General features: G+C 39.8%; 21 protein-coding genes. 16 read left to right on the top strand and 5 right to left on the bottom strand.

Features of this window, described 5'->3' with window-relative positions; all coding sequences use genetic code 11:
* Positions 1–3: 3 nt before the first annotated feature.
* The 8 genes from O1D97_RS19155 (at position 4) to O1D97_RS19120 (ending at position 11,364) form a co-directional block, all read left to right on the top strand.
* The gene (locus O1D97_RS19155; RefSeq protein ID WP_269127820.1) at positions 4–1,992 is read left to right on the top strand and encodes a beta-galactosidase; all 1,989 of its coding nucleotides are present in this window, start codon (positions 4–6) and stop codon (positions 1,990–1,992) included.
* A 106-nt stretch (positions 1,993–2,098) separates the two neighbouring features.
* A complete protein-coding gene (locus O1D97_RS19150; RefSeq protein ID WP_269127819.1) occupies positions 2,099–3,322 on the top strand; it encodes an ABC transporter substrate-binding protein in 1,224 nt (407 codons plus the stop codon).
* A 195-nt stretch (positions 3,323–3,517) separates the two neighbouring features.
* Entirely contained in the window at positions 3,518–4,999 is a 1,482-nt protein-coding gene (locus tag O1D97_RS19145; RefSeq protein WP_269127818.1) for a bifunctional metallophosphatase/5'-nucleotidase, read from the top strand.
* A gap of 2 nt (positions 5,000–5,001) precedes the next feature.
* On the top strand, positions 5,002–6,975 hold the full coding sequence (locus tag O1D97_RS19140; RefSeq protein WP_269127816.1) for a GGDEF domain-containing protein: 1,974 nt from the start codon (positions 5,002–5,004) through the stop codon (positions 6,973–6,975).
* A 50-nt stretch (positions 6,976–7,025) separates the two neighbouring features.
* The gene (locus O1D97_RS19135) at positions 7,026–8,213 is read left to right on the top strand and encodes a GAK system CofD-like protein (RefSeq protein ID WP_269127814.1); all 1,188 of its coding nucleotides are present in this window, start codon (positions 7,026–7,028) and stop codon (positions 8,211–8,213) included.
* Positions 8,214–8,319: 106 nt separating this feature from the next.
* On the top strand, positions 8,320–9,339 hold the full coding sequence (locus O1D97_RS19130; RefSeq protein ID WP_269127813.1) for a response regulator: 1,020 nt from the start codon (positions 8,320–8,322) through the stop codon (positions 9,337–9,339).
* Complete coding sequence (locus O1D97_RS19125) at positions 9,339–10,298, top strand: GGDEF domain-containing protein (protein WP_269127812.1); 960 nt, start codon at positions 9,339–9,341, stop codon at positions 10,296–10,298. The genes O1D97_RS19130 and O1D97_RS19125 overlap by 1 nt, the downstream gene beginning before the upstream one ends.
* A 157-nt stretch (positions 10,299–10,455) precedes the next feature.
* Positions 10,456–11,364, top strand: a complete 909-nt coding sequence (locus tag O1D97_RS19120) for a D-hexose-6-phosphate mutarotase (protein ID WP_269127811.1) — start codon at positions 10,456–10,458, stop codon at positions 11,362–11,364.
* A 103-nt stretch (positions 11,365–11,467) separates the two neighbouring features.
* Here the strand turns inward: O1D97_RS19120 and O1D97_RS19115 are convergent, their stop codons facing one another.
* Positions 11,468–12,244, bottom strand: coding sequence for an exodeoxyribonuclease III (locus O1D97_RS19115; protein ID WP_269127810.1), 777 nt, complete (start codon positions 12,242–12,244; stop codon positions 11,468–11,470).
* A 115-nt stretch (positions 12,245–12,359) separates the two neighbouring features.
* Between O1D97_RS19115 and pyrE the strand changes: the two genes are divergently transcribed.
* Positions 12,360–13,007: an orotate phosphoribosyltransferase gene (gene pyrE, locus O1D97_RS19110; protein WP_269127809.1), complete on the top strand. Its 648-nt coding sequence runs from the start codon at positions 12,360–12,362 to the stop codon at positions 13,005–13,007.
* A 69-nt stretch (positions 13,008–13,076) separates the two neighbouring features.
* On the opposite strand, the gene slmA is transcribed toward pyrE, so the two are convergent.
* From slmA to coaBC, 4 genes are all read right to left on the bottom strand, one after another.
* Positions 13,077–13,670 carry a nucleoid occlusion factor SlmA gene (slmA, locus tag O1D97_RS19105; RefSeq protein ID WP_269127808.1) on the bottom strand — a complete coding sequence of 198 codons (594 nt, stop codon included), beginning with the start codon at positions 13,668–13,670 and terminating at the stop codon, positions 13,077–13,079.
* A gap of 77 nt (positions 13,671–13,747) precedes the next feature.
* On the bottom strand, positions 13,748–14,653 hold the full coding sequence (gene argB, locus O1D97_RS19100; RefSeq protein ID WP_269127806.1) for an acetylglutamate kinase: 906 nt from the start codon (positions 14,651–14,653) through the stop codon (positions 13,748–13,750).
* A gap of 257 nt (positions 14,654–14,910) precedes the next feature.
* Positions 14,911–15,369 carry a dUTP diphosphatase gene (gene dut / locus O1D97_RS19095; RefSeq protein WP_269127804.1) on the bottom strand — a complete coding sequence of 153 codons (459 nt, stop codon included), beginning with the start codon at positions 15,367–15,369 and terminating at the stop codon, positions 14,911–14,913.
* 34 nt (positions 15,370–15,403) lie between these two features.
* Positions 15,404–16,633, bottom strand: a complete 1,230-nt coding sequence (gene coaBC, locus O1D97_RS19090; RefSeq protein ID WP_269127803.1) for a bifunctional phosphopantothenoylcysteine decarboxylase/phosphopantothenate--cysteine ligase CoaBC — start codon at positions 16,631–16,633, stop codon at positions 15,404–15,406.
* 121 nt (positions 16,634–16,754) lie between these two features.
* On the opposite strand from coaBC, the gene radC reads away from it, so the two are divergent.
* The 7 genes from radC to O1D97_RS19055 all read left to right on the top strand — a co-directional run bounded on the left by radC (position 16,755) and on the right by O1D97_RS19055 (position 23,133).
* Positions 16,755–17,429, top strand: coding sequence for a RadC family protein (gene radC, locus O1D97_RS19085; RefSeq protein WP_269127802.1), 675 nt, complete (start codon positions 16,755–16,757; stop codon positions 17,427–17,429).
* A gap of 181 nt (positions 17,430–17,610) precedes the next feature.
* Positions 17,611–17,847 carry a 50S ribosomal protein L28 gene (rpmB, locus tag O1D97_RS19080; protein ID WP_269127801.1) on the top strand — a complete coding sequence of 79 codons (237 nt, stop codon included), beginning with the start codon at positions 17,611–17,613 and terminating at the stop codon, positions 17,845–17,847.
* A gap of 11 nt (positions 17,848–17,858) precedes the next feature.
* Positions 17,859–18,029 carry a 50S ribosomal protein L33 gene (gene rpmG, locus O1D97_RS19075; protein ID WP_191602019.1) on the top strand — a complete coding sequence of 57 codons (171 nt, stop codon included), beginning with the start codon at positions 17,859–17,861 and terminating at the stop codon, positions 18,027–18,029.
* A gap of 123 nt (positions 18,030–18,152) precedes the next feature.
* Positions 18,153–18,968 carry a bifunctional DNA-formamidopyrimidine glycosylase/DNA-(apurinic or apyrimidinic site) lyase gene (gene mutM, locus O1D97_RS19070; RefSeq protein ID WP_269127800.1) on the top strand — a complete coding sequence of 272 codons (816 nt, stop codon included), beginning with the start codon at positions 18,153–18,155 and terminating at the stop codon, positions 18,966–18,968.
* A gap of 243 nt (positions 18,969–19,211) precedes the next feature.
* Positions 19,212–20,207, top strand: coding sequence for a BMP family lipoprotein (locus O1D97_RS19065; protein WP_269127799.1), 996 nt, complete (start codon positions 19,212–19,214; stop codon positions 20,205–20,207).
* Positions 20,208–20,476: 269 nt separating this feature from the next.
* Positions 20,477–22,039 carry an ABC transporter ATP-binding protein gene (locus O1D97_RS19060; RefSeq protein WP_269127798.1) on the top strand — a complete coding sequence of 521 codons (1,563 nt, stop codon included), beginning with the start codon at positions 20,477–20,479 and terminating at the stop codon, positions 22,037–22,039.
* Positions 22,036–23,133, top strand: coding sequence for an ABC transporter permease (locus tag O1D97_RS19055; protein ID WP_269127797.1), 1,098 nt, complete (start codon positions 22,036–22,038; stop codon positions 23,131–23,133). The genes O1D97_RS19060 and O1D97_RS19055 overlap by 4 nt, the downstream gene beginning before the upstream one ends.
* Positions 23,134–23,142 lie beyond the last annotated feature (9 nt).

The following is a 23,142-nucleotide window of genomic DNA, read 5'->3' as shown; positions in this document are numbered from 1 at the left end:
AAAATGAAATTAGGTGTTTGTTATTACCCTGAGCACTGGCCCAGAGAGAGATGGGTTCAAGATGCACAAGCAATGCAAAAAATTGGTATCGAATACGTTCGAATAGGCGAGTTTAGCTGGAGCACGATAGAAGCTGAGCCCGAGGTATTTAATTGGCGATGGTTGGATGAATCGCTGGCGGTGCTGCATGAACATGGATTAAAGGTGATCTTGGGAACGCCAACAGCAACTCCTCCTAAGTGGCTGGTGGATAAGCACCCTTCTATGTTGGCGAAAGATGAACAGGGTCGTGTTAGAGGATTTGGTTCGCGTCGCCATTATACCTTTGCCAGTTTGGAATATCGGGAGGAATGTCGTCGAATGGTAACCATGATGGCTGAACGTTACGGCCAGCATCCCGCGATTGTTTCATGGCAAACGGATAATGAGTTTGGGTGCCATGATACGATTCTAAGTTATGGAGACGCGGACTTACGTGCTTTTCGTTTTTGGTTAGCGGAAAAATACCAAAATATTGATGCATTAAACAAGGCATGGGGTAATGTTTTTTGGAGCATGGATTATCGCTCTTTTGATGAAGTTGAACTCCCCAACCTCACTGTAACGGAAGCCAATCCTTCTCATCGTTTGGATTTTCAACGATGCTGTTCTGATCAAGTGGTCGCGTATAATCGCTTACAAGTCGACATCTTAAGACAGTATGCAAGCGGTCGTGATCTAGTGCATAACTATATGGGTTTTTTCACCGCTTTTGATCATCATAAAGTGGGTGAAGACTTAGATGTTGCCAGTTGGGATACTTATCCTTTAGGTTTTCTTGATCAAGAAGACATTTACACTGCGACAGAGAAACATGAATACCTCCGAACAGGCCATCCTGATTTTGGTGCTTTTCATCACGATTTATATCGAGGTTGTGGCAAAGGTCGCCTATGGATTATGGAGCAACAGCCTGGACCGGTGAATTGGGCTCCCCATAACCCGTCCCCAGCGGATGGTGCTGTTCGTTTATGGACATGGGAGGCTTTCTCTCATGGGGCTGAAATGGTGTCTTATTTCCGTTGGAGACAGGCGCCATTTGCGCAAGAGCAAATGCATGCTGGTTTGCTGAGGCCTAATGGTGAGTATGCTGAAGCGGCCGCAGAAGCGGAACAGGTTGCGACGGAAGTTAAGCGTTTAGCGAGTGAGTTAGGGGTGGATGTAGACGCTTTAGTGTCTTTACCTAGTGCTGGCTCGGTGGCCTTAATGTTTGATTATGATGCTTGCTGGTCTTTAGATATACAGCCTCAATCCAAAGCATATCGTTATCTGTTCTGGTGCTATCGAATGTATGAAGCATTAAGAGAACTCGGCTTAAGTGTGGATATTATTTCTTCTAAAGCGGAGTTTGACCATTATCAGATGTTGGTCTTACCGGCACAATCTTATGTGTCCCCAGAGCTAACAAGTCGTCTTGAAAGCTATAAAGGGGTTTTATTAGTAGGGCCTAGATCTGGTAGTAAGACAGAAAGCTATCAGATACCTGAAAATTTACCTCCAGGTCCGTTGGCGAAACTATTGCCGTTAACGGTTGAGCGTGTTGATGCTTTGCCTGAACACATGCCGTTGCACGTGAATGGTCTCTGGGGTGAAGGCATGCTGAAGCACTGGCATGAGCAATTTAAAACAGAATTGCCTGTGTTGTTACAAGATAGCACGGGTGATCCTGTATTAGTTGGTAGTGGTCAACGTTATTACCTTGGTTCTTGCGTTGACAATAAGGTATTGAAGGCAAGCCTGAGTCGGCTAGCTGAAAAAGCCAATCTAGCTCCTTACTTCCTTCCTAAAGGGATACGTATTCGACAAAGGGGAGATCTTATTTTTGCCTTTAACTACAGTTCAATACCTCAAATTTTCCGTCCAACTAAGGCTTTGCCTTTGATTGGAGGTGCTAAATTAGCGTCGTGTGGTGTGGCCGTTTGGAAAAAAGAGCAAGAGAAGAACAAAAAATAGTCAAAAAATGACATTAATTGCTTTTGATTTGTTGACGAAAGTGATTTTCTGTTTAATACTGAAACTTAGTTCCATTTTAATAAGAAAAAGAGAGGGCTCCTAAAGCATGAAAAAAATTCAATCTTTGATCGCAGGTACCGTATTAGCAACTATGATGGCATCAGCACAAGCTGGTACATTAGTTATTAACTCTGACCAAGCGGATCCAGCACCCAAAAAAGCATTTGAAGAAATTGTAACTAAATTCAAAGCTGAGAATCCTGACGTAGAAGTGAAATATAACCTATACGATAAAGAAGGTTATAAAACCGCGATTCGTAACTGGTTGGCAACATCACCACCAGATCTTGTGTTTTGGTATGCGGGAAACCGTATGAAAACATTTGTTGAGCGTGGGCTTCTAGAAGACGTGAGTGATATCTGGGATGAGGAAAAATTACATGATGTAATGCCGACAGCGAAACCTGCAATGACGATTGATGATAAACAATGGGGTGTTCCATATACTTATTATCAATGGGGCGTTTACTATCGCAAAGATATCTTTGAACAATACGGTATTGCTGAGCCAAAAACGTGGGACGAGTTTTTAGCGGCGAGTGCGACATTGAAAGCAAATGATATCGCTCCAGTATCGATTGGTACAAAGTATCTTTGGACTGCGGCGGGTTGGTTTGATTATATCAATATGCGTACAAACGGTTTGAAGTTCCATATTGATTTAATGGATGGCAAGATCCCTTATACAGATGATCGTGTTCGTAAGACATTTGAAAACTGGAAGCAAATGGTTGAACCAGGTTATTACCTAGAAAACCATTCTTCCTATTCTTGGCAAGAAGCACAGCCATTTATGTACAATGGTAAAGCCGCGATGTACCTAATTGGTAACTTCATTACACCAAACTTTCCTGCTGAGTTAGATGGAAAAATGGGCTTCTTCCAATTCCCAATTATTGACCCTGCTGTTGATGTGGCCGAAGATGCTCCAATGGATACCATCCACATCCCAGCGAAGGCAAGTAATAAAGAAGATGCTCGTAAGTTCTTGAGATTTATGGCAAGAGCTGAGAATCAAACTTTGGTTAACAAGGCCTTGTTACAAATTCCTCCTCATAAAGACGCTAAAGCACCGGATAACTATTTCCTAAATAAAGGTGTGAAAATGCTAAATGAAGCGGATGGTACGGCTCAATTCTATGATCGAGATACTAATCCAAATATGGCTAAAGAAGGCATGAAAGGTTTTCAAGAGTTTATGGTTAAACCTGAGCGCTTAGATGCTATTTTAAAACGTCTAGAAAAAGTGCGCCAACGTACTTTTAAATAATATAGTGTCTCTCAATGAAGCCGTTTTCAAGTAATTGAAAGCGGCTTTTTTTATGTCTTTATAATGCAATCAAACAGTAGAATAATACTTCTTTCCTTGATGAACGGCTAAAACAAGTTACACTTACTTTGAATAAACTTCTATTTTCGCTTAATGGATAAAGCCACAAGAATTAGCTTGTGCTACAGGTTCTGTATGAAAGTTTCAAATTCTTTATTATTAATCATTTCTTTAAGTACTTTGCTGCTTCCTAGACCTGCGTCTGCAGTCACCTTACTCTTCACCTCCAATATCCCTGATATTTTTCAAGATGACAAAGGGAGAGGCATAACGAATCTTGCTGGATATATAGAAACATTAAAAAAAGAATCGGATGAAAGCGTCTTATTTATTCATGGAGGCGATAGCTTATTTCCTAATGCGCTGTCTGTTTATGACAAGGGTGCTCATATGATTGATATATTAAATGTTATGGAGACGGATGCCTTTATGGTTAATCAAAGAGAGTTTGCCAAAGGCTTAGACGCATTGTCTTTAAGAACGGAAGAAGCCAGCTTTCCAATGATACTGTCGAATGTCCGTGATATGAGAACTATGGATCAAATAGAAGGAACCTATTCGTATTTTTTAACGGAAAAGGATGGTCTTTCTATCGGCGTCATAATGATTATGTCTACGACGGTCAATGTTCGCTATTTGCAGGGCCAGGCGTTTGTTAGGCCTCCTTTGTATGAAATGAAAGAGTTAGCCAATAGATTAAGACAAAAAGGGGCTGACAAAGTGATTTCTGTTGTCGGTAGTGATCTTGCTATTGAATATGACATTTCAGAAATGGCGTTTGTAGACCTAGTGCTTGTCTCTGTTGAAGATAAAGATGAAGTGGACTTCTCAGGCTCTCCATTATTTGCAAAAGGAGGGGGGAATGACGGAGAGTTGATCAAAATACAGCTTAATTCAGATAATAAGCTTTCAACGGCAGAAGTGATTGATTACTCAGGTTTTGAGGAAAGTATTAAGGTGAGTAAAGTGGTTGATAATTATATTAATCGCCTTTCTATCGTATTAAATCAAGAGGTTGGTACTCTGCTTACTCCAGTAAATTCTTTAAGGTTGAGTGTGAGGACAGAGGAAAATGCTTTAGGGAATTTGTTTGCTGATGCTTTGAGATCGATAAGAGATACTGATTTTGCTGTTATTAATGGTGGCTCGATAAGAGGTTATAAGCACTACAGTGCAGGGACTGTATTTACTCGAAAAGACATTCAAAATGAGCTGCCTTTCGGTGGTAAAGTAAGGGTATTTGATATATCGCCAGCGGAATTAAAACAAGCGATGGAGCATTCTCTTAGTGCTGTGGGCGAATTATCGGGGCGATTTCTGCATATTTCTGGTTTTGAAGTTATTTATGATTTAAATAGACCTATAGGTGATCGAGTGCTTTCTATTACGAAAGCAGGTGAACCGTTAACGAAAGAGAGCTACACCTTAGCGACAAGGGATTTCTTACATGAAGGTGGTGATAACTATAATGTATTTCTTGGTAAAAAAACGAAGCATTACCCCTTGGAAGATCCGTTTGTTTGGAGTGCTGTTATTTATTACATAGAGGCGTCTGGCTCAGTTTCTCCTAAGATTGATGGACGATTAACCCGAGTTGACCTTGAGGGAATCAACTGAATATGCCATTCAATAAGAGTCATAAGCGGTTTTATCGTATTAGTTGGCAAATTGGGCTTGGTTTCTTTCTTATTGTGATTTGTTTAATTTCAATAAGTGTAATTGCGTTTGATCGTTTGAATATGTTTCAGAAAAATGCGGAATACAATGAAAAAACGATCGTGCCTAACTTTGAAATTTTATCGAGACTTAAGCTACATGTAACAAGTTTGTCTTCATATAGCCGCGAGCTTATTAATGCCAACTCGCTTGCTAAATTAAGAACCTCGTATGAAGAAGTGGATGCTCTGATAAAAATCACACGGATTGATTTAGAGTCGATGCAGGATAAAGAGTTTTTTGGGAAAATGAGCTCTCTCATCTCCGTATTAGAGCCTGGGTTAGTAGCGTTATATCAGCAAAAAAGTAAAAATTTGCAGTTAAATTCTCAAATTGATCGTAAAATTTCATCCATTCTTGATTACTTTGAAGAAAAACAGCTTGATAATCAGCATGAATCTTTAGAGGTTGCATATCGTTGGAATACTCTGTCCTATCAAGTCTCGCGCTCGTTATTTGATTTAGTTTTAAAAACAAGAAAGTTTGAAATTCAACGAGCACAAAAAGATCTTCTAGCAGGTTTGTCTCTATTAAACGAACTTGAATTGGAATCGGATACTCATACCTTAATGTTAATTAATTCAGAGATTAATGGACCATTAGGGCTCGTTTCTATGCTAGAGATTAGAAGTGATATTCAATTTAAATTAGTGGGTATATCAACACAGAACAGTATTATTTCAGAAAATATTTTGGATTATGTTACCGCTTTATTTAATGGCACAAAGGAAAACTTATCTGGGCAAGCCTCAAAATTAGTGATGGATGCAAAAAATGCACAGTTAAGGCTGAATGCAATTGTCTTTACTAGTGTGCTTATCATATTGTGTATTTATTTGGGCCTTAGGTATAAGCTTTTTAATCGGATTCAATTATTAAGGAAGTTGTTGGCTTCTGGTGTGTTAACCAGTCAACAATTAATCCAATTTAAAGATAGGAATGAAATTGGAGAGTTTGCTTTTCAATTAAGGGAATTTCTTGTCAAAATAGAGGCACAACAACTTACTATTACTCGTGTTAGTCGACAATTAGCCGATGTTATTAGACATTCTAACTTACGCATTGCTGTGTTAACAAAACAAAATATTGTGTATCACAATGAATATTTTGCTGATGTTTTTTCAGTTTCATCTATACACTCAATACAAAACCTACCTGAAGAGTTTCATGACATTCCTTACTGTGAATATTATTTAGATGAGGATAGTGATCCTAAAGTGTTATTAGAATCCTATTATGATGAGGTATATCACCGGTGGTTTGATCTTCTTGCTGTTCCTATCATCTGGGAGAATGAAAAATCTCTTTTATTGAGTTTAGTTGATGTGACTGAAAGACAGAATGCGGCGGCCATGTATGAGAAAAATTTGTCAGAGGTTGAAGATCAGGCGTATAGAGACTCGTTGACAGGGCTGTATAACCGAAAGAAATTTGATCAGATATCAGATGATATTACCCAAGATAAAGTAGCTCGAGAATATTCTATGCTAGTTTTTGACATAGATTTTTTTAAAAGCTACAACGATATGTTAGGTCATTTGGCTGGTGACGACGCTTTAAAGCGTGTTGCTAATGCGCTAAGTTCTGTTACACCTGAAAACGGACTTTGCCTTCGCTATGGAGGAGAAGAATTCGTTGTTGTGTTATTTGAGATCACATTGCAAGAAACATTAATTGTCGCTGAGAATGCGTTGAAAGCCGTCAATGATAGCAAAATAGCTCATCCAAAAGCGGGCTCCGCTTTTTTAAGTCTTAGTATTGGTATCGCGATGAGTTTTGAATCTGGAAACGAGTTTTTAAAATGCTTTGATTTAGCGGACAAGAGATTATTTCTAGCGAAATCAAACGGACGTAATAACTTTGTCTTTACTGATTAGCTATAATGATACGACTGACTCTCCTTTAAGCAAAAAGATTTTTAAAAAGCATGGATTATACATCGTTACTTTGGCGTAAATTTTCGTTCCCCGATCCAATTCGTATTCGTCGTTGTCAAAAGATGCCAGAACTTGGACCTAAAATCCTCTTCTTCAGTGGTGGGTCTGCTCTTAATAAGATTAGTCGTACTTTAAAGCACTATACTCATAACTCCATTCACCTTGTTACTCCTTTTGATTCTGGAGGCAGTTCCGCCCGTTTGAGGGATGAGTTTACTATGCCGGCGATAGGGGATTTGCGTAGTCGTCTAATGGCTTTGGCGGATGAAACAGTATTGGGTCAGCCTGAAGTGTATAAATTATTTAATTATCGATTAGATAAAACAGGCTCTTTGACCGAATTAAAACAAGAACTAATTCGTATGGTGGAAGGTCAGCATGAGTTAATTACGCCTATAATGGAGCCAATGCGTCAACTCATTCGAACACAGTTATCTGTTATTCTCTCTAGAATATCTGCAAACTTTGATTTGCGTGGGGCGAGTATTGGTAATTTGATTATCGCGGGCGGCTATTTAAATAATCAGCAGCAGCTTGATTCGATCGTATTTTTATTTTCTCGATTAGTCGGCGCGCTCGGAACCGTTCAAACTATTGTAAATTCCACCTATCATCTAGCGGCTGAACTTGATAATGGAGACATTGTTATAGGCCAGCACAATATTACAGGTAAAGAAAAAGCACCTCTAGCAACGCCTATTAAGCGTATTTTTTTAAGTGAGTCTCCAATTGATTGTTGTCCAATTAAATGTAACGTATTGTTAGACCGACAAGATATGATAAAAAATGCTGATCTTATATGCTATCCTCCGGGGAGCTTTTACAGCAGTCTTTTAGCCAACCTGCTACCAGTCGGTGTTGCTGAATCAATAAAGTCAAATCCAAATCTAAAAGTATACTTACCGAACTTAGGATTGGATCCTGAACAATTGGGAATGGGTTTGGTACAACAAGTTGAAACAATTATTAAGACTGTATCTGGAGAGTCGACTATGAATTCTAAAGGGATTTTAGATTTTTTAATACTAGATAGTAGATACTTTAATCAGCAAGCTACAAGTGATATTGATACTATAAAAAGCCTAGGTGTTGATATTTTAGTTGCTCCATTAGTGAAAGATGCGTCATTATATTATGATGAAGATGCAGTGAGTCAGTTTTTGGTGTCATTGGTTTGATTTAACGTTTAGGCTATATTTTAATTAAGTTGACTGAAAGTTATAACTGAATCTAGGGTTTTACTAGAGCGAAGTGTATGAATGTATTAATTATCAGAGAGTGTTTATGAGTGCTAATGTCCTAATTTGTGACGACTCGAATATTGCGCGTAAACAACTAGCGAAATTAATTCCTAAGGACTGGGATGCGGTAATCCATTTTGCAGAAAATGGATTAGAAGCACTTGATATCATTAGTGTTAAAAGTATTGATTTAATGTTTTTAGATTTGAATATGCCCGTTATGGATGGCTATGACACATTAAGTCGGCTTCAAGAAAAAGCCATCAATCTAAAAACAATTGTTGTTTCTGGAGATATTCAGCCTCAAGCATTAGAGCGTGTTAAGCAGCTCGGAGCTTTAGATTTTTTAAAAAAACCTGCTACACAAACAACCGTAATTAATGCGCTTGAATTGCATGGCTTATTTCATTCTGTAGGCGATGGACATGCTATAAAAATTCGAGATGATATAACAAAAATTCCTGCAACATTTTCACTGAATGACTGTTTACAAGAAGTATCCAACATCGCTATGGGGAAAGCGGCAAGTGTGCTAGCGGATATGCTGAATGTATTTGTTAAGCTTCCTGTTCCAAATGTAAATATGCTTGAAGTCAGTGAGTTACAAATGGCGTTGGGCTATGGCGAAAAAGAGAATCAATGTTCTGCTATTTCTCAAGGCTTCGTTGGCTCTGGTATTGCTTTTGAAGCATTATTGATTTTTTCTGATGCCAGCTTTCCTGATATGGCAAAACTTCTTAACTACAGTGGGGAGTTGGATAGGGATGCGGAAGTTGAGTTACTAATGGATGTCTCTTCTGTATTAATCGGGCCTTTTATGTCTGCGCTTGGCGGTCAATTGAATATAGATTTTAGCCACAGTCATCCGGTTTTATTGGGGCAGCATGTTCCTATTAAGGATCTGATTAATATCAAGCGAGCCCATTGGAAAAAAACGCTAGCAGTAGAAATCGTTTATGAAGTGGAAAACTATCAGATAAGTTGTGACCTTATGTTGTTATTTACAGAAGATTCAGTGGATGTGCTTGAGAGACTGCTGTCTTATTTGGCTGAGGAAGAATAATGTCTGACACTTCGAATGAGTTGTTTGAGCTTCATTGGCTTTTTGACATGTTACATAATATTGATGTCGGGTTGGTGGTTTTAGACACCAATTATGAGATTCAATTGTGGAACAGTTTTATGGAAAACCACAGTGGTATGAGTTCTATAACAGCTAAAAATACTTCATTATTTAGTGTTTTTCCTGATTTAAATGCAGAATGGCTACAGAAGAAATTAGATCACGTCGTTGCCTTGAGAACTCCTATCTTTATTTCTTGGGAACAGCGACCGTTTTTGTTTTCTTTCAAAAGCTATCGACCAATTACTGGAATAGCTGAAAAAATGTTCCAAAATGTGACTATTAGACCTCTGAGTCATATCGATGGATCTATTAAATATGTCTGTTTAGTCATTTATGATGTTACAGATGTTGCCACGAATAAAGCGGCTCTATCGGCGGCGAATCGAAAGCTTCATATAATGAGCACTACCGATGATTTAACTGGATTGAAAAATCGTAATAGCTTAGATAAAGCGCTAGAAATGGTGTTTGAAAGCTATAAACGAGCACCCACTTCAGCGCATTCATTAGTGATGGCAGACCTTGATCTCTTTAAAAAAATCAATGATCGATATGGTCATCAAACGGGGGATCTCGTATTGAAAGAGGTGTCCTCTATTTTATCAAGTAGTTCTCGAAAGGGGGATTTTGTTGGTCGTTTTGGTGGTGAAGAATTTGCAATTTTATTGCCAAATTGCGATGAAGAAAGTGCGTTAATTTATTGTGAAAAGATAAGAGAAAAAATTCAAAATTTGGTTGTCAAATCTCCTAAAGGAGATATCAAAATCACGATCAGTTTAGGGATTTCTCAGTTGAATGAGAAGGATTTGTCAGTAGATACCTGGTTGAGTAAAGCGGATGATGCTTTGTATCAAGCGAAAGAAAAGGGTCGTAATCAAACGTTAGTTTATAAATAATATGCAGCCGTGCTTTGTTAGAAATCTAGTTTACAATGGATCTGTATCGTTTCTATTCTCAATAGTGGACAGTTGATTCTGTCCTTATTTCTAGGAAGTATTGAATTTATCTTGTATCCGTCTAATATGTCATAACATTTTTGGTTAGGAGCATGAGATGGATCACCAGCTGATCAACGAGTTGGAAGCGATTGGTGGGGAAATTAGAGCGTCTAGTTTTAAGGGGTGCGATGAGATTTTAATTGAGCAACCGGGCTTTTCGGCTCGAATTGCTTTATGGGGTGGCCATTTAAGTAGTTTTATGCCAAATGGTGAGCCTGATATATTGTTTCAATCGTCTCATGATGGTTCTGATACTCGCTTTAGTCGTAAACATTTTGGTGTTCCTGTCTGCTGGCCTTGGTTTGGCGCAAATGTACAGCAACCTGATTTACCTGCTCATGGTCTTGCTCGCTATTTTCGTTGGGAATTAGAAGAAGTGGGGCGTTTTAAAAATGGCGATATTAAAGTGGTTATCAAACTTGAATCTGAAAAACACCCTCTGATTGAAGATATGTGGCCACAAGCGTTTGAGCTAAAACAAGTATTTCGTCTTGGTGATGGTTTTCAAGTTAAATTTTCAGCGGCTAACTTGTCGAATGAGCCCATTCAGGTGTCAGAAGCGTTACATACTTATTTCCGTGTTGGCGATAGCGCTTTGGCTGTTATTAAAGGATTAGATAAAACGGAATATGAAGACAAGTTTGCTGGAGGGCGCCATCGGCAAACGGGAACAATCTCTCCTTGTGTGTATTTAGATCGAGTTTATTTAGACGCTGAGCCAATGACTTACTTAGAAGATCCTGTGTTGGGGCGCCGAATCTCAATTGAAACGGAAGGGACGGCTTGTGTAGTGGTGTGGAATCCAGGTGAAGAGCTTGCAAAAGAGCGTAACGATATGAATGATGAGGATTATCAATCTTTCGTCTGTGTTGAGAGCGCTAATGCGTTAGAGAACGCTCACACTGTTGGTCCAAGAGAAATTTACCACTTCAAAATGAAGATAAAAAGCGAGCGCTTAAAGTAGTATCTCTATATCCGGTTATTAATCGTATAAAAATACCCCAGTTGGCAAAAACCAATGGGGTATTTTAGTATGGTGCTCTAATCACAAAACCTAGAAACAACAATCAGTCTATATTGTATTCCATTATTAAAGGTGCATGATCAGCAAAACGTTGTCCTTTATAAACGCTGCCTCCTTGGATTAAATGCTTTAACTTAGGGGTTGTGATTTGATAGTCTAAACGACCACCTTCATCGAGCTTCCACGCCCTTTCATAGTCTGGCCACCAAGTATACTGCTTATCTTGCTTATTCACCTGTCGAAATGCGTCTATGTACTCTAACTCATTGAAAATTTCATTAATCCATTTTCTTTCTTCTGGTAAAAAACCTGAATTTCGTTGATTGACAAACCAGCTACTTACATCGATTGGTGAGCGAGCGACATTGGCTGTCCCGCAAAAAATAAACTCCCTGCGCTTTCGTCGAGTTTTAATTAGATGGTTCTTTAGCCCTTCCATAAATCGGTATTTATGCTCTTGTAGGGTGGTTTCATGGTTGGAGCCATGAGGTGTTAAAAATGATCCAATACTGACGTTTTCAAAATCCGCTTGAATATATCGACCTTCAAAATCACACTCAGGAAACCCCATACCTGTCATAATGGCTTTTGGCATGCCTTTACAGTAGATAGCTACACCAGCCGTGTTTGGGTCTTCCATAGAGTCAAAAAAATAGGTATTAAACCCTGGAGGGAAAAATACGCTGTCGTTTAAACTGCGTTCATCTACTTGAATATCTTGCAAGCAGACAACATCAGGATTCTGTCGAACCATCCAATCAAAAAAGCCACGTTCGGCCGCTTGTTTTATACCATTTACATTAAGGCTAATGACCTTCATTTCTGGTCCCTATAATTCGAAGCCGTGTGTTATATTACCAACCATAAACTTTTGGCATGGATAACACGAGTTAAAGCGTGTTGTTTTTTACATTTTTATCTTTCTGGAGTTGGTTATGCAACCTTACCAAAAAGAATTCATTGAATTCGCGATTTCACAAAATGTTCTAAGATTTGGTGAGTTTACACTCAAATCTGGTCGTACAAGCCCGTATTTCTTTAATGCAGGCTTATTTAATTCTGGTCAAGCTCTTGCTAAGCTTGGTCGTTTCTATGCGGCAGCACTTATGAATGCGTCAGTGTCTTTCGACGTACTTTTTGGTCCTGCATACAAAGGCATACCTTTAGCTACCACTACCGCAGTAGCGCTTTATGATCATCATGATTGCGATACTCCTTACGTTTTTAATCGTAAAGAAGCTAAAGCCCACGGTGAAGGTGGGTCATTAGTCGGAGCCCCACTGGCCGGGAATGTTATGATCATTGATGATGTGATCACCGCCGGTACCGCTATTCGTGAGGTTATGGCTATCATTCAAGATGCTAATGCAAAACCTGCTGGTGTATTAATTGCACTTGATAGACAAGAAAAAGGTAAGGGCGATTTGTCTGCAATTCAAGAAGTTGAAAGAGATTTTTCTATACCAGTAATCAGTATAGTCTCTTTAAATGACATTATGGTCTATCTCGAAGAGCAAAAATCACCTGAATTTTCGCAATATCTATCATCAATCAAAGCATACCGTGCTAAGTACGGTATCTAAAATTCTATTATTAGGTAGAGATTGAAACTTGATCTCTACCTATATTTTATCGTGTTACGTTAATAATAACTATCGACTCACCATCAAATTTTTCACGATGGCATTCCACTGTTCTGCCCACATTGTTGTTGGTTTATTTTTAAATTCGCTGCGTACGTATTGTCGAACTTTGCCTTCAATAATGGCAATTAATAGCTCGGCATTGGCTGCGACACCAGCTGTTGCTTTTAAGCCTTCTTTTAAGTCCGCTTCGCGGATAACTTGCTTTAGTTGAGTCTCTATGCGATCAAATAGCTGACAAATACGTGTTCGTAAGCGCTCAGTTTCTCCAGCAAGGACGTCACCGGTAAGTAAACGACACATACCAGGGTTTTGTTCTGCAAACCCTAAGACCAAGGATAAGATCATGTGTAGCCGTGCATTAACTTGGCTTTCTTCGTGTAGAATGAGATTTATGCGAGAGAAAATAGTTTCTTCAATGAACTCTATTAAACCTTCAAACATTTTTGCTTTACTTGGAAAATGACGATACAAAGCCGCTTCTGAAACACCCACTTGTTTGGCAAGTGCGGCTGTCGTTATACGAGCGCCTGGGCTGCTTTCCAGCATTTGGGCTAAAGACTGTAAAATCTGGGTCCGTCGATCAATTTTTTTCGTCGTCATTATATTCTCGTTCTAACATGTACATGATTTAGTTTGCATTCATTGCTTATAAACTTTAGAAAAATACCTACAGTGTTTTACGTTTGGCTCGAATTTGAAATTAATGTACCAACACCCGCATCAGTGAATATTTCTAATAAGGTGGCATGGGGGACTCTGCCATCAATAATATGAGCACTGGTTACTCCTGCATTTACAGCTGAAAGTGCGCAACTAATTTTTGGAAGCATACCTCCATAAATAGTACCGTCTGCGATTAATGCATCGACTTCTAAGGTACTTAATCCTGTCAGAACGTTGCCGGCTTTGTCTTGTAGTCCGGCGATATTGGTTAATAATATCAATTTTTCGGCATTAACTGCCTCAGCCACTTTGCCAGCAACCAGATCGGCGTTTATGTTGTAGGAATTGCCTTCTGAATCAACACCAATTGGCGCAATAACAGGGATTAGATCACTGTTTTCTAATACTTTTAATACGCTAGTATCAATAGAAACAACTTCGCCTACATGACCGATATCAATTTGTTCTGGCGTATCCATTGACTCAGATTGGTGTTTTACGAATAGTTTTTTTGCTTGTATAAAGCCACTGTCTTTACCAGTCAAGCCGATTGCTTTACCACCTGCACGACTGATAAGGTCGACGATGCCTTTATTTACTTGACCGCCTAACACCATTTCGACAATTTCCATAGTACGAGAGTCGGTAACACGCATACCGTTTATAAACTTTGATTCAATGTTAAGGTCAGAAAGCATTTGCCCTATTTGAGGTCCTCCACCATGGATCACAATAGGGTTGATTCCAATTAACTTCATCAGAACGATATCTCGTGCAAAGCCAGCTTGTAATGCCTTATCAGTCATAGCGTTACCGCCGTATTTAATGACTAATGTTTTCCCTGCAAAGCGTTGTATATAGGGAAGAGATTCACTTAGAACATTGGCTGTTTCTAATGCAGAGTCTCGTGATAACGGCATGATTTAAAGCTCCTTAAAGCACAAAATGGTATAGAATTGATATTATATCGTACCTAATAAGGCGATACAGTGACATTAAGTTGTGCGCTGTATGTAAGTAAGTACTAATGAGAGAAATAATAGCGTGATATCAAGGTATACACTATAAAAAAATGAGAGTTATTTGTGTTTTGTTGTTAGCCGCTCTCGATGGGCACCTATTAAATAAAAACTGGGTAAGTTGTGACGTCACTTACCCAGAGGGCCTGGAAGGGGAATTATTTTGTTCCTGTATGGCCAAAACCACCTTCACCGCGGTCCGTTGCTTCAAAAGACTCAACTAAGGTGAAGTCAGCTTGCACAACGGGAAGTAATACTAATTGTGCGATTCGCTCACCCGGCTCGATTGTAAAAGTGTCTTTACCTCTATTCCAACATGACACCATCAATTCTCCTTGATAATCTGAGTCAATTAGCCCGACAAGATTACCTAAAACGATACCATGTTTATGGCCAAGTCCTGATCGAGGTAGAATAGTGGCCGCTAAATTTTGATCTTCAATATAGATGGCTAACCCCGTTGGAATTAACTGTGTTTGGCCTGGCTCAAGTGTCATGGCTTCATCTAGGCAAGCTCTTAGATCAAGACCTGCAGAGCCTTCAGTGGCGTAGCTTGGTAAAGGGATGCTGTTGCCTATTTTATCGTTTAATATTTTTAATTGAACGGCTTGTTTCATCGTGTTTGTTATTCCAAAGGTTAGGTGTGAAAAATTATTGGTTTTGTTGTCTAATAAATTGCACTAAAAGAGAGGCCAATTCGGTTTTATCGGCTTTCTCTGGCGACCATGTTGTGTTTTTGCCTACCACAGTAACTTCATTTTGATCTTGATTGAAACCAATGTCTTTTCTCGATACATCATTGGCTACAATTAGATCTAAGCCTTTTTTAGCGAGCTTATCTTGTGCGTAAGCAATGACATTTTGCGTTTCGGCCGCGAAACCAACAACGAATTTTGCCATAGATTCAGCAACAACAGTGGCTATGATGTCAGGGTTTTTTATTAGGTTTAGTTGCATTTCATCGGTATTGCTTTGTTTTTTCATTTTTTGGGTGGCGATATCTTGAATTCGAAAGTCGGCCACAGCGGCCGCGCCGATAAAAACATCCACTTGGTTTTCATGGCTAATTTGACGACAAGCAGCAAGCATATCTAATGCTGAAAGAATTTTAACGGTAGTAATATTCTTAGGCGCTTCTAAGGGCACCGGACCACTGATTAATGTGACTTTCGCGCCAAGTTTTGCCGCCGCATTAGCTAGGGCATAACCCATTTTGCCTGAACTGTGGTTACTAATGAAGCGCACAGGGTCAATTGCTTCCATAGTGGGTCCTGCTGTGATCATCCAGTGTTGACCTTGAAGCGGTGTATTTTCACTAGGCGCGGAGGTTGGTTTACTGAAAAAATTGACGACCTGATTGAAAATAGCATTGGGTTCTGACATACGGCCATAACCAATATCACCACAAGCTTGAGCGCCTGAGTCGGGACCTACTGTCGTAATATTTCTTTCAATGAGCGTGGATAAATTATGCTGTGTTGCAGGGTGCTTCCACATAGCTTGATTCATTGCCGGAGCGATTATGACGGGGGATTCAGTTGCTAAGCAAAGGGTCGTTAATAAGTCATCGGCCATTCCTGCCGCTTGCCGAGCCATAAAGTCAGCGGAAGCTGGTGCAATTAATATAAGATCAGCCCATTTTGCTAATTCAATATGACCCATTCCAGCCTCGGCTTCAGGGTCTAGCAAGCTTGTTCTTACGGGTAGGCCAGACACGGCTTGAAGTGTCATAGGCGTCACAAATGCTAGTGCTCCTTTTGTCAGAACAACTTGAACCTGAGCACCTGATTTTTTTAATAATCGAACCAATTCAATGCTTTTATAAGCCGCAATACCACCTGTAATGCCCAGTAAAATCTTTTTTTCGTTAAGTAATGTCATAAAAAAGGCTTCTTAAATAATTCTTTAATGGTTTATTGTGTACTTTAATGATTCGATATATGACCCTATATTTGTGAATAGGTTCGTAAGTAAAAGAATATCATGGATCAAGGAGTAGATCATGAGTATCAAGCATTGGCCTGAACAGGAAAGGCCCAGAGAAAAGCTGATGTCCAAAGGGGCTGAGTCGTTAAGTGACGCAGAGTTATTAGCTATATTTCTTCGAGTTGGTATAAAAGGTGTCAGTGCCGTGGAGTTGGCTCGACAAGCCATTCAACATTTTGGTGGGCTAAGATCATTGATGTCGGCTTCTAAAGAAGAGTTTTGTGCTTGTATCGGCTTTGGAGAAGCCAAATTTGTTCAATTGCAAGCTGTTCAAGAAATGACAAAAAGGCATTTAAATGAGCAGCTTATAAGAGAAGATGTTTTTACTAGCGCTGAGTTAGTGAAAACGTATTTAAAAACTCATTTACAGATGTCTCCACGGGAAGTGTTTGCGGTTTTATTTTTAGACAGTCAGCATCGGCTAATTCAATATAAAGAATTGTTTTACGGCACGATTGACGCGGCTGCAATTTATCCAAGAGAGATTGTTAAGGCGGCGTTGAAAGCAAATGCCGCTGCTTGCATTCTCGCACACAATCATCCTTCTGGTGTTGCTGAACCAAGTCAAGCTGACATACAAATAACAAGTCGAATCAAAAAGGCCTTAGAATTAGTGGATGTGAGACTGCTAGATCATTTTGTAATTGGGGATGGATCCCCTATTTCTCTGGCAGAACGAGGCCAAATTTAGCTGTATTGTTGAAAGTTGGTTATTTTTTTCACAAATTCTTGATAGTCAATAGTGCTTGTGGGAGAATATGCGCCGCTATTCCTCGGTATGGGATTTTAGTGGTGATCAAAGACCACGCTCCGCCTGAGGAAGTGCAGAACACTTCCAAAAATTTTCTGGATAGCATTAGAAAGGTTTTATTATGTCTCGCGTATGTCAAGTTACGGGTAAGCGTCCTGTTACAGGTAATAACGTTTCCCACTCTAAACGTCGTACTAAACGCCGTTTTCTTCCTAACCTTCATTGGCACCGTTTTTGGGTAGAAGGCGAAAATCGCTTTGTACGTCTTCGTGTGTCTTCTAAAGGTATGCGTATCATCGATAAAAAAGGCATCGAATCAGTTCTTGCTGATATTCGTGCCAATGGCGAAAAAGTATAAGGAGCTGAACCATGGCATCTAAAGGCGCTCGCGATTTAATTCGCATGGTATCATCTGCTGGTACCGGTCATTTTTACACTACGGATAAAAACAAGCGTAATACTCCTGACAAGTTGGAGTTTAAAAAATACGACCCTGTTGTTCGTAAGCATGTAATGTACAAAGAAGCTAAAATTAAATAATTTTGCTTTTATGTATAAAAAAACCGGCGCGAGCCGGTTTTTTTATACATAAAATATAACATTTAGCCAATGTATGTACTTGGCATTTATTATGCATTTAAATTACTTAGGGGCGAATGAATTATGCCGGAATTACCCGAAGTTGAAACTACCCGAAAAGGTATAGAGCCCTATCTAGTGGATGTTATAGTAGATAGGGTTGTTATACGTCAGCCGATGTTAAGGTGGCCGGTGACGCCAGAATTACCTACAAGGTTGGCACAACAAGTAATTCGATCCGTCACTCGACGAGGCAAATACATTGCTATACATACGGATGTTGGCACCATGATAGTGCATTTAGGCATGTCTGGTAGTTTGTATTTAGTAGATCAAAAAACAGAAGCCCTATTCCATGATCATGTGGACATTATATTAGGTTCTGGAAAGTGTTTGCGTTATACGGATCCTCGACGTTTTGGCTCCATTTTATGGACCGAAGAGGATTGGTTTGCTCACCCTTTAATAAGGTCATTAGGGCCTGAGCCATTAACGGATGAATTTAATGTAGATTATTTAACTGCTCAAGCGAAATCTAGAAAGAAACCCATTAAGACCTTTATTATGGACAGTAAAATCGTCGTTGGTGTTGGTAACATCTATGCGAATGAAGCTCTGTTCATGTCTGGTATTCGGCCTGATAAGCCAGCCGGTGGGATTAGTAAGAAGCGTCTAGCGCTGTTAGTGGATAATATAAAAACGATTTTATCCGCGGCAATAAAGCAAGGAGGAACAACGCTCAAAGATTTTGTTGGTGGTGATGGTAAACCTGGGTATTTTAAACAGAATTTATCTGTATATGGGCGTGCAGGGGAACCTTGCGTGAACTGCCAGAAAGCATTGATAGAGTCTCGTTTAGGGCAACGGAGTACTGTGTATTGTCCCGCTTGTCAAAAGTAATCCTTCTATAGAGTTTAATAAAATTACATAAAGACGTTTTTAAATTAGACGTTTTATGACCATAATGAGTCATGTAAGGCGTTTACGGTAGAGTGCATACATACGTATATCGAATAATACTCCTTTAGTAAAATAAGGGATAATGATTGCGATATGGATAGATAACGTTTATTTTTGACTAAATGGGCAGGATTAATGTCCATCGAATAATGATTAATAAAAAAACATAAAAGAGGAATCGGAATGAAAGGTGCATTTCTTGTTACAGCTACAGCGTTAGCTATCAGTGTTTCTTCAGCTCATGCAGCGGATGTAAAGCCAGCGGTAGTTTACGATCAAGCGGGTAAATTTGATAAATCATTCAACGAAGGTGTTTATAACGGTATTGTTAAATTCACTAAAGACTCAGGTATTCAAGTTCGTGAGTTTGAACCGAAAAATGAAGCTCAAACAGAGCAAGGTTTACGCCGTCTAGCAAAACGTGGTCACTCTCCAATTGTGGCGGTAGGCTTCTCAATGGCGTCTGCTCTTGAGCGCGTTGCTAAAGACTTCCCAGATCTACAATTTACTATTATTGATATGGTCGTTGATTTACCTAATGTTCAATCTATCGTATTTAAAGAACACGAAGGATCTTTCCTCGTTGGTGCTTTAGCGGCTATGAAATCGGAAACAGCAAAAGTTGGTTTCGTTGGAGGAATGGATATTCCATTAATTCGTCGTTTCTCTTGCGGCTATGAGCAGGGTGCGAAATACGTCACGTCCGATGCTACCGTATTTGAAAATATGACAGGTTCAACTCCTTCCGCATTTAATGACCCAACAAAAGGGGCAGAATTAGCGAAAAGCCAATTCTCTCAAGGCGTTGATGTGATCTTTGCTGCAGCGGGTGGTACCGGTATTGGTGTATACCAAGCAGCAAAAGACGAAGGCAAATTTGCGATTGGCGTTGATTCAAATCAAAACCATTTACAACCAGGCACTATGTTAACGTCTATGGTTAAGCGTGTTGATTTGGCGGCTTATAACACTTACGATCAAGCCGTAAAAGGTACCTGGGCTCCAGGTTTAACGGTACTAGGTCTTGCTGAAGGCGGTGTTGATTGGGCACTTGATGACAACAATGCGTCTCTTGTGGATGTGGATATGAAAGCAAAAATAGAAGCCATTCGTGCTGATATTGTAAGCGGAAAAGTATCGGTTCATGACTACATGTCAGATAATGCATGTAATATTTAATTGAGTTAGCTAAACAGCCGTCTATGCAAATAGACGGCTGTTTTTGTTTAAAACAAAGACGGAAACTAAAGTTTCTGCGTGAAACAGTTGTTGCAAAAAATAGATGGTTGGCATTTAATGGGTGTACTCTGTGCATTTCGCCTATTGAAATAAAGGCCAAATGATTACAACAATAAACTGAAGTAATGAGATCTTTAATCTGAGATATCTTTTTTCTTAGATAAGTCCTAAGCTTCTCCAATAACATACGCAGATAAATCACAAATCTTATGAACGATAATAAAACTCCACTTGCGATCGAATTACGTGACATTAGTAAACGTTTCGGTGCCGTGCAAGCAAACAAAGATATTTGCCTCCAAGTTCCTACTGGCACAATTCACGGTATCATTGGTGAAAATGGTGCTGGAAAGTCCACTTTAATGAGTATCATCTACGGCTTTTACGAAGCCGATACTGGAGAAATTGAAATAGGTGGGAAAAAAACACACATTCGTACTTCTGAAGATGCCATTCAAGCAGGGATAGGTATGGTTCATCAGCATTTTATGCTGGTTGAAAATTTTACCGTGCTTGAAAACGTAATGTTGGGTGCCGAAGGCGGTGCGTTATTGCGTCAAGGTAAAGACGATGCTCGTTTAGAATTGAAACGTCTTGCCTCTGAGTACAGCTTGGATGTAGATGTGGATGCCATTGTTGAAGAATTACCTGTTGGTTTACAGCAACGGGTAGAGATATTGAAGGCGCTGTATCGTGGAGCTAAAATTTTAATACTGGATGAACCGACTGGTGTATTAACACCACAAGAGGCGGATCATCTGTTTGTTATTTTAAAATCTCTAAAAGAACAGGGTGTAACGGTATTACTGATTACACATAAACTGCGTGAAATTATGGCCTCAACGGATAATGTTTCAGTAATGAGACAAGGCCAAATGGTTGCTCACCGTGAAACGAAAAACACGGATAAAGAAGAGCTTGCTGAGTTGATGGTAGGAAAAAAAGTCAGATTAAAAGTAGATAAGGACGACGCGAAACCGACTGGTCTCGTATTATCAGCAAAAAAATTGAGCCTTGTTGACAGTCAGGGTGTGAAACGTCTAAAAGACGTAAGTTTTGAATTAAACGCGGGTGAGATCGTTGGTATTGCCGGTGTATCTGGTAATGGTCAAAGTGAACTTTTGAACGTGTTATCTGGTATCTCCTCTTTATCCAGTGGAGAGATTCAATTTGCAGGTGAAACCATCACCGCGGCTAACCCTAAAAATGCGTCTCAAATGCGAGATTTGAAAATGGCCCATGTTCCAGAAGACAGGCACAAAATGGGGCTGGTTACTGGCTTTGAAGCGTATGAAGCCGCTATTCTTGGATACCATAACTCGTCGGCCTACAATGGTTCGATTCTTTTGAATCGGAAAGCCATGCTTTCTGAATGTGAAGAGAGAATGGCTAAATGGGATGTTCGTCCACCGAACCCTCACCTTAAAACCGCTAATTTTTCTGGTGGTAATCAGCAGAAGATAGTGATTGCCCGAGAAGTGGAACAAAACCCAGAAGTGCTTCTGATTGGACAACCAACCCGAGGGGTAGACATCGGAGCAATTGAAAATATTCATGAAGAAATTGTGAAGCTTAGGGATTCTGGTAAAGCCATTTTACTAGTATCGGTAGAGTTGGATGAAATTATGGCGTTAAGTGATCGAATTCTGGTGATGTTTGATGGTGCTGTTGTCGGTGAATTACCGGCAAGTGATGCAGACGAAAGAACGTTGGGACTGATGATGGCAAATGCCTATAACGGACCATTATCGAAAACAGGAGATAAAGCATGAATCAAGCGAAAGTCCCTGTTTGGGTAAGCATTGCGCTTATTCCTTTCATAAATGTTATGTTGGCCTTTTTTGTCTCTGCCTTGGTGATTCTGGCATTAGGAGAAGATCCAATCGAAGCTGCGGGTTACCTAATTTATGGCGCTTTTGGCTATGAGGAAGGGATAGGTTATACCCTTTATTATGCAACCAATCTTATTTTTACAGGGTTAGCCGTTTCTGTCGCCTTTAAAGCCGGTTTATTTAATATCGGTGGTGAAGGCCAGGCCTATATAGGAGGTTTAGGTGTCGGCCTGGTGTGTTTATGGTTTGATTCCTCATTACCCTTAATGGTCATCGCGCCATTAGCCATCATCGGAGGGGCTTTATTTGGTGCCGCTTGGGCGTATATCCCTGCTTACTTACAAGCGCGCCGAGGTAGTCATGTTGTTATAACCACCATAATGTTTAACTTTATTGCATCCTCTCTGATGGTGTATTTATTGGTTAACTGGCTCAAACAAGATGGCCGCATGTCGCCAAACAGTCGTACCTTTGAAGAATCGGCATGGCTACCCTACATGCATGAATTATTAGCGCCATTTGGGATTGAGCTTAGCGAATCACCATTAAACGCTTCCTTTCTTTGGGCGCTGATCTGCTGTGTATTTGTGTGGGGCTTAATTTGGCATACCCGTTGGGGATATCAGTTAAGAACGCTTGGAACAAATGCAACCGCGGCCGTATATGCCGGTATTGATAATTCTAAAGTAACCATTTGGGTTATGCTAATTTCAGGTGGGTTAGCGGGTTTCGTTGGCTTAAATGAAATTATGGGTGTTAACCATAGCCTATTGCTTAACTTTACGGCGGGTTATGGGTTTGCTGGTATTGCGGTGTCATTAATGGGCCGTAACCATCCTGTAGGTATTATTGTTGCGGCTATTTTATTCGGTGCTTTATATCAGGGAGGGTCAGAACTTGCGTTTGAAATTCCCACCATTACGCCCGAAATTGTTGTGGTAATTCAGGGTCTTGTCATTTTGTTTTCTGGTGCATTAGAGAATATGTTGAAAGACCGTATTGAAGGCTTCTTTATTCGCAAGTCTGTAGCGTAGGGGTAGATC

The sequence above is a fragment of the Marinomonas phaeophyticola genome, assembly GCF_026966905.1.
In the GTDB taxonomy this organism is placed as follows: Bacteria; Pseudomonadota; Gammaproteobacteria; order Pseudomonadales; family Marinomonadaceae; genus Marinomonas; species Marinomonas phaeophyticola.
The sequence above is the reverse complement of the archived record's forward strand: the minus strand, read 5'-3'. Positions and strand labels throughout refer to the sequence as shown.

Excerpts from the sequence above, each read along its gene's own strand:
- O1D97_RS19155 (WP_269127820.1), top strand. The coding sequence starts at position 4 with ATGAAATTAGGTGTTTGTTATTACCCTGAGCACTGGCCCAGAGAGAGA.
- O1D97_RS19150 (WP_269127819.1), top strand. The coding sequence starts at position 2,099 with ATGAAAAAAATTCAATCTTTGATCGCAGGTACCGTATTAGCAACTATG.
- O1D97_RS19145 (WP_269127818.1), top strand. The coding sequence starts at position 3,518 with ATGAAAGTTTCAAATTCTTTATTATTAATCATTTCTTTAAGTACTTTG.
- O1D97_RS19140 (WP_269127816.1), top strand. The coding sequence starts at position 5,002 with ATGCCATTCAATAAGAGTCATAAGCGGTTTTATCGTATTAGTTGGCAA.
- O1D97_RS19135 (WP_269127814.1), top strand. The coding sequence starts at position 7,026 with ATGGATTATACATCGTTACTTTGGCGTAAATTTTCGTTCCCCGATCCA.
- O1D97_RS19130 (WP_269127813.1), top strand. The coding sequence starts at position 8,320 with ATGAGTGCTAATGTCCTAATTTGTGACGACTCGAATATTGCGCGTAAA.
- O1D97_RS19125 (WP_269127812.1), top strand. The coding sequence starts at position 9,339 with ATGTCTGACACTTCGAATGAGTTGTTTGAGCTTCATTGGCTTTTTGAC.
- O1D97_RS19120 (WP_269127811.1), top strand. The coding sequence starts at position 10,456 with ATGGATCACCAGCTGATCAACGAGTTGGAAGCGATTGGTGGGGAAATT.
- O1D97_RS19115 (WP_269127810.1), bottom strand. The coding sequence starts at position 12,244 with ATGAAGGTCATTAGCCTTAATGTAAATGGTATAAAACAAGCGGCCGAA.
- pyrE (WP_269127809.1), top strand. The coding sequence starts at position 12,360 with ATGCAACCTTACCAAAAAGAATTCATTGAATTCGCGATTTCACAAAAT.
- slmA (WP_269127808.1), bottom strand. The coding sequence starts at position 13,670 with ATGACGACGAAAAAAATTGATCGACGGACCCAGATTTTACAGTCTTTA.
- argB (WP_269127806.1), bottom strand. The coding sequence starts at position 14,653 with ATGCCGTTATCACGAGACTCTGCATTAGAAACAGCCAATGTTCTAAGT.
- dut (WP_269127804.1), bottom strand. The coding sequence starts at position 15,369 with ATGAAACAAGCCGTTCAATTAAAAATATTAAACGATAAAATAGGCAAC.
- coaBC (WP_269127803.1), bottom strand. The coding sequence starts at position 16,633 with ATGACATTACTTAACGAAAAAAAGATTTTACTGGGCATTACAGGTGGT.
- radC (WP_269127802.1), top strand. The coding sequence starts at position 16,755 with ATGAGTATCAAGCATTGGCCTGAACAGGAAAGGCCCAGAGAAAAGCTG.
- rpmB (WP_269127801.1), top strand. The coding sequence starts at position 17,611 with ATGTCTCGCGTATGTCAAGTTACGGGTAAGCGTCCTGTTACAGGTAAT.
- rpmG (WP_191602019.1), top strand. The coding sequence starts at position 17,859 with ATGGCATCTAAAGGCGCTCGCGATTTAATTCGCATGGTATCATCTGCT.
- mutM (WP_269127800.1), top strand. The coding sequence starts at position 18,153 with ATGCCGGAATTACCCGAAGTTGAAACTACCCGAAAAGGTATAGAGCCC.
- O1D97_RS19065 (WP_269127799.1), top strand. The coding sequence starts at position 19,212 with ATGAAAGGTGCATTTCTTGTTACAGCTACAGCGTTAGCTATCAGTGTT.
- O1D97_RS19060 (WP_269127798.1), top strand. The coding sequence starts at position 20,477 with ATGAACGATAATAAAACTCCACTTGCGATCGAATTACGTGACATTAGT.
- O1D97_RS19055 (WP_269127797.1), top strand. The coding sequence starts at position 22,036 with ATGAATCAAGCGAAAGTCCCTGTTTGGGTAAGCATTGCGCTTATTCCT.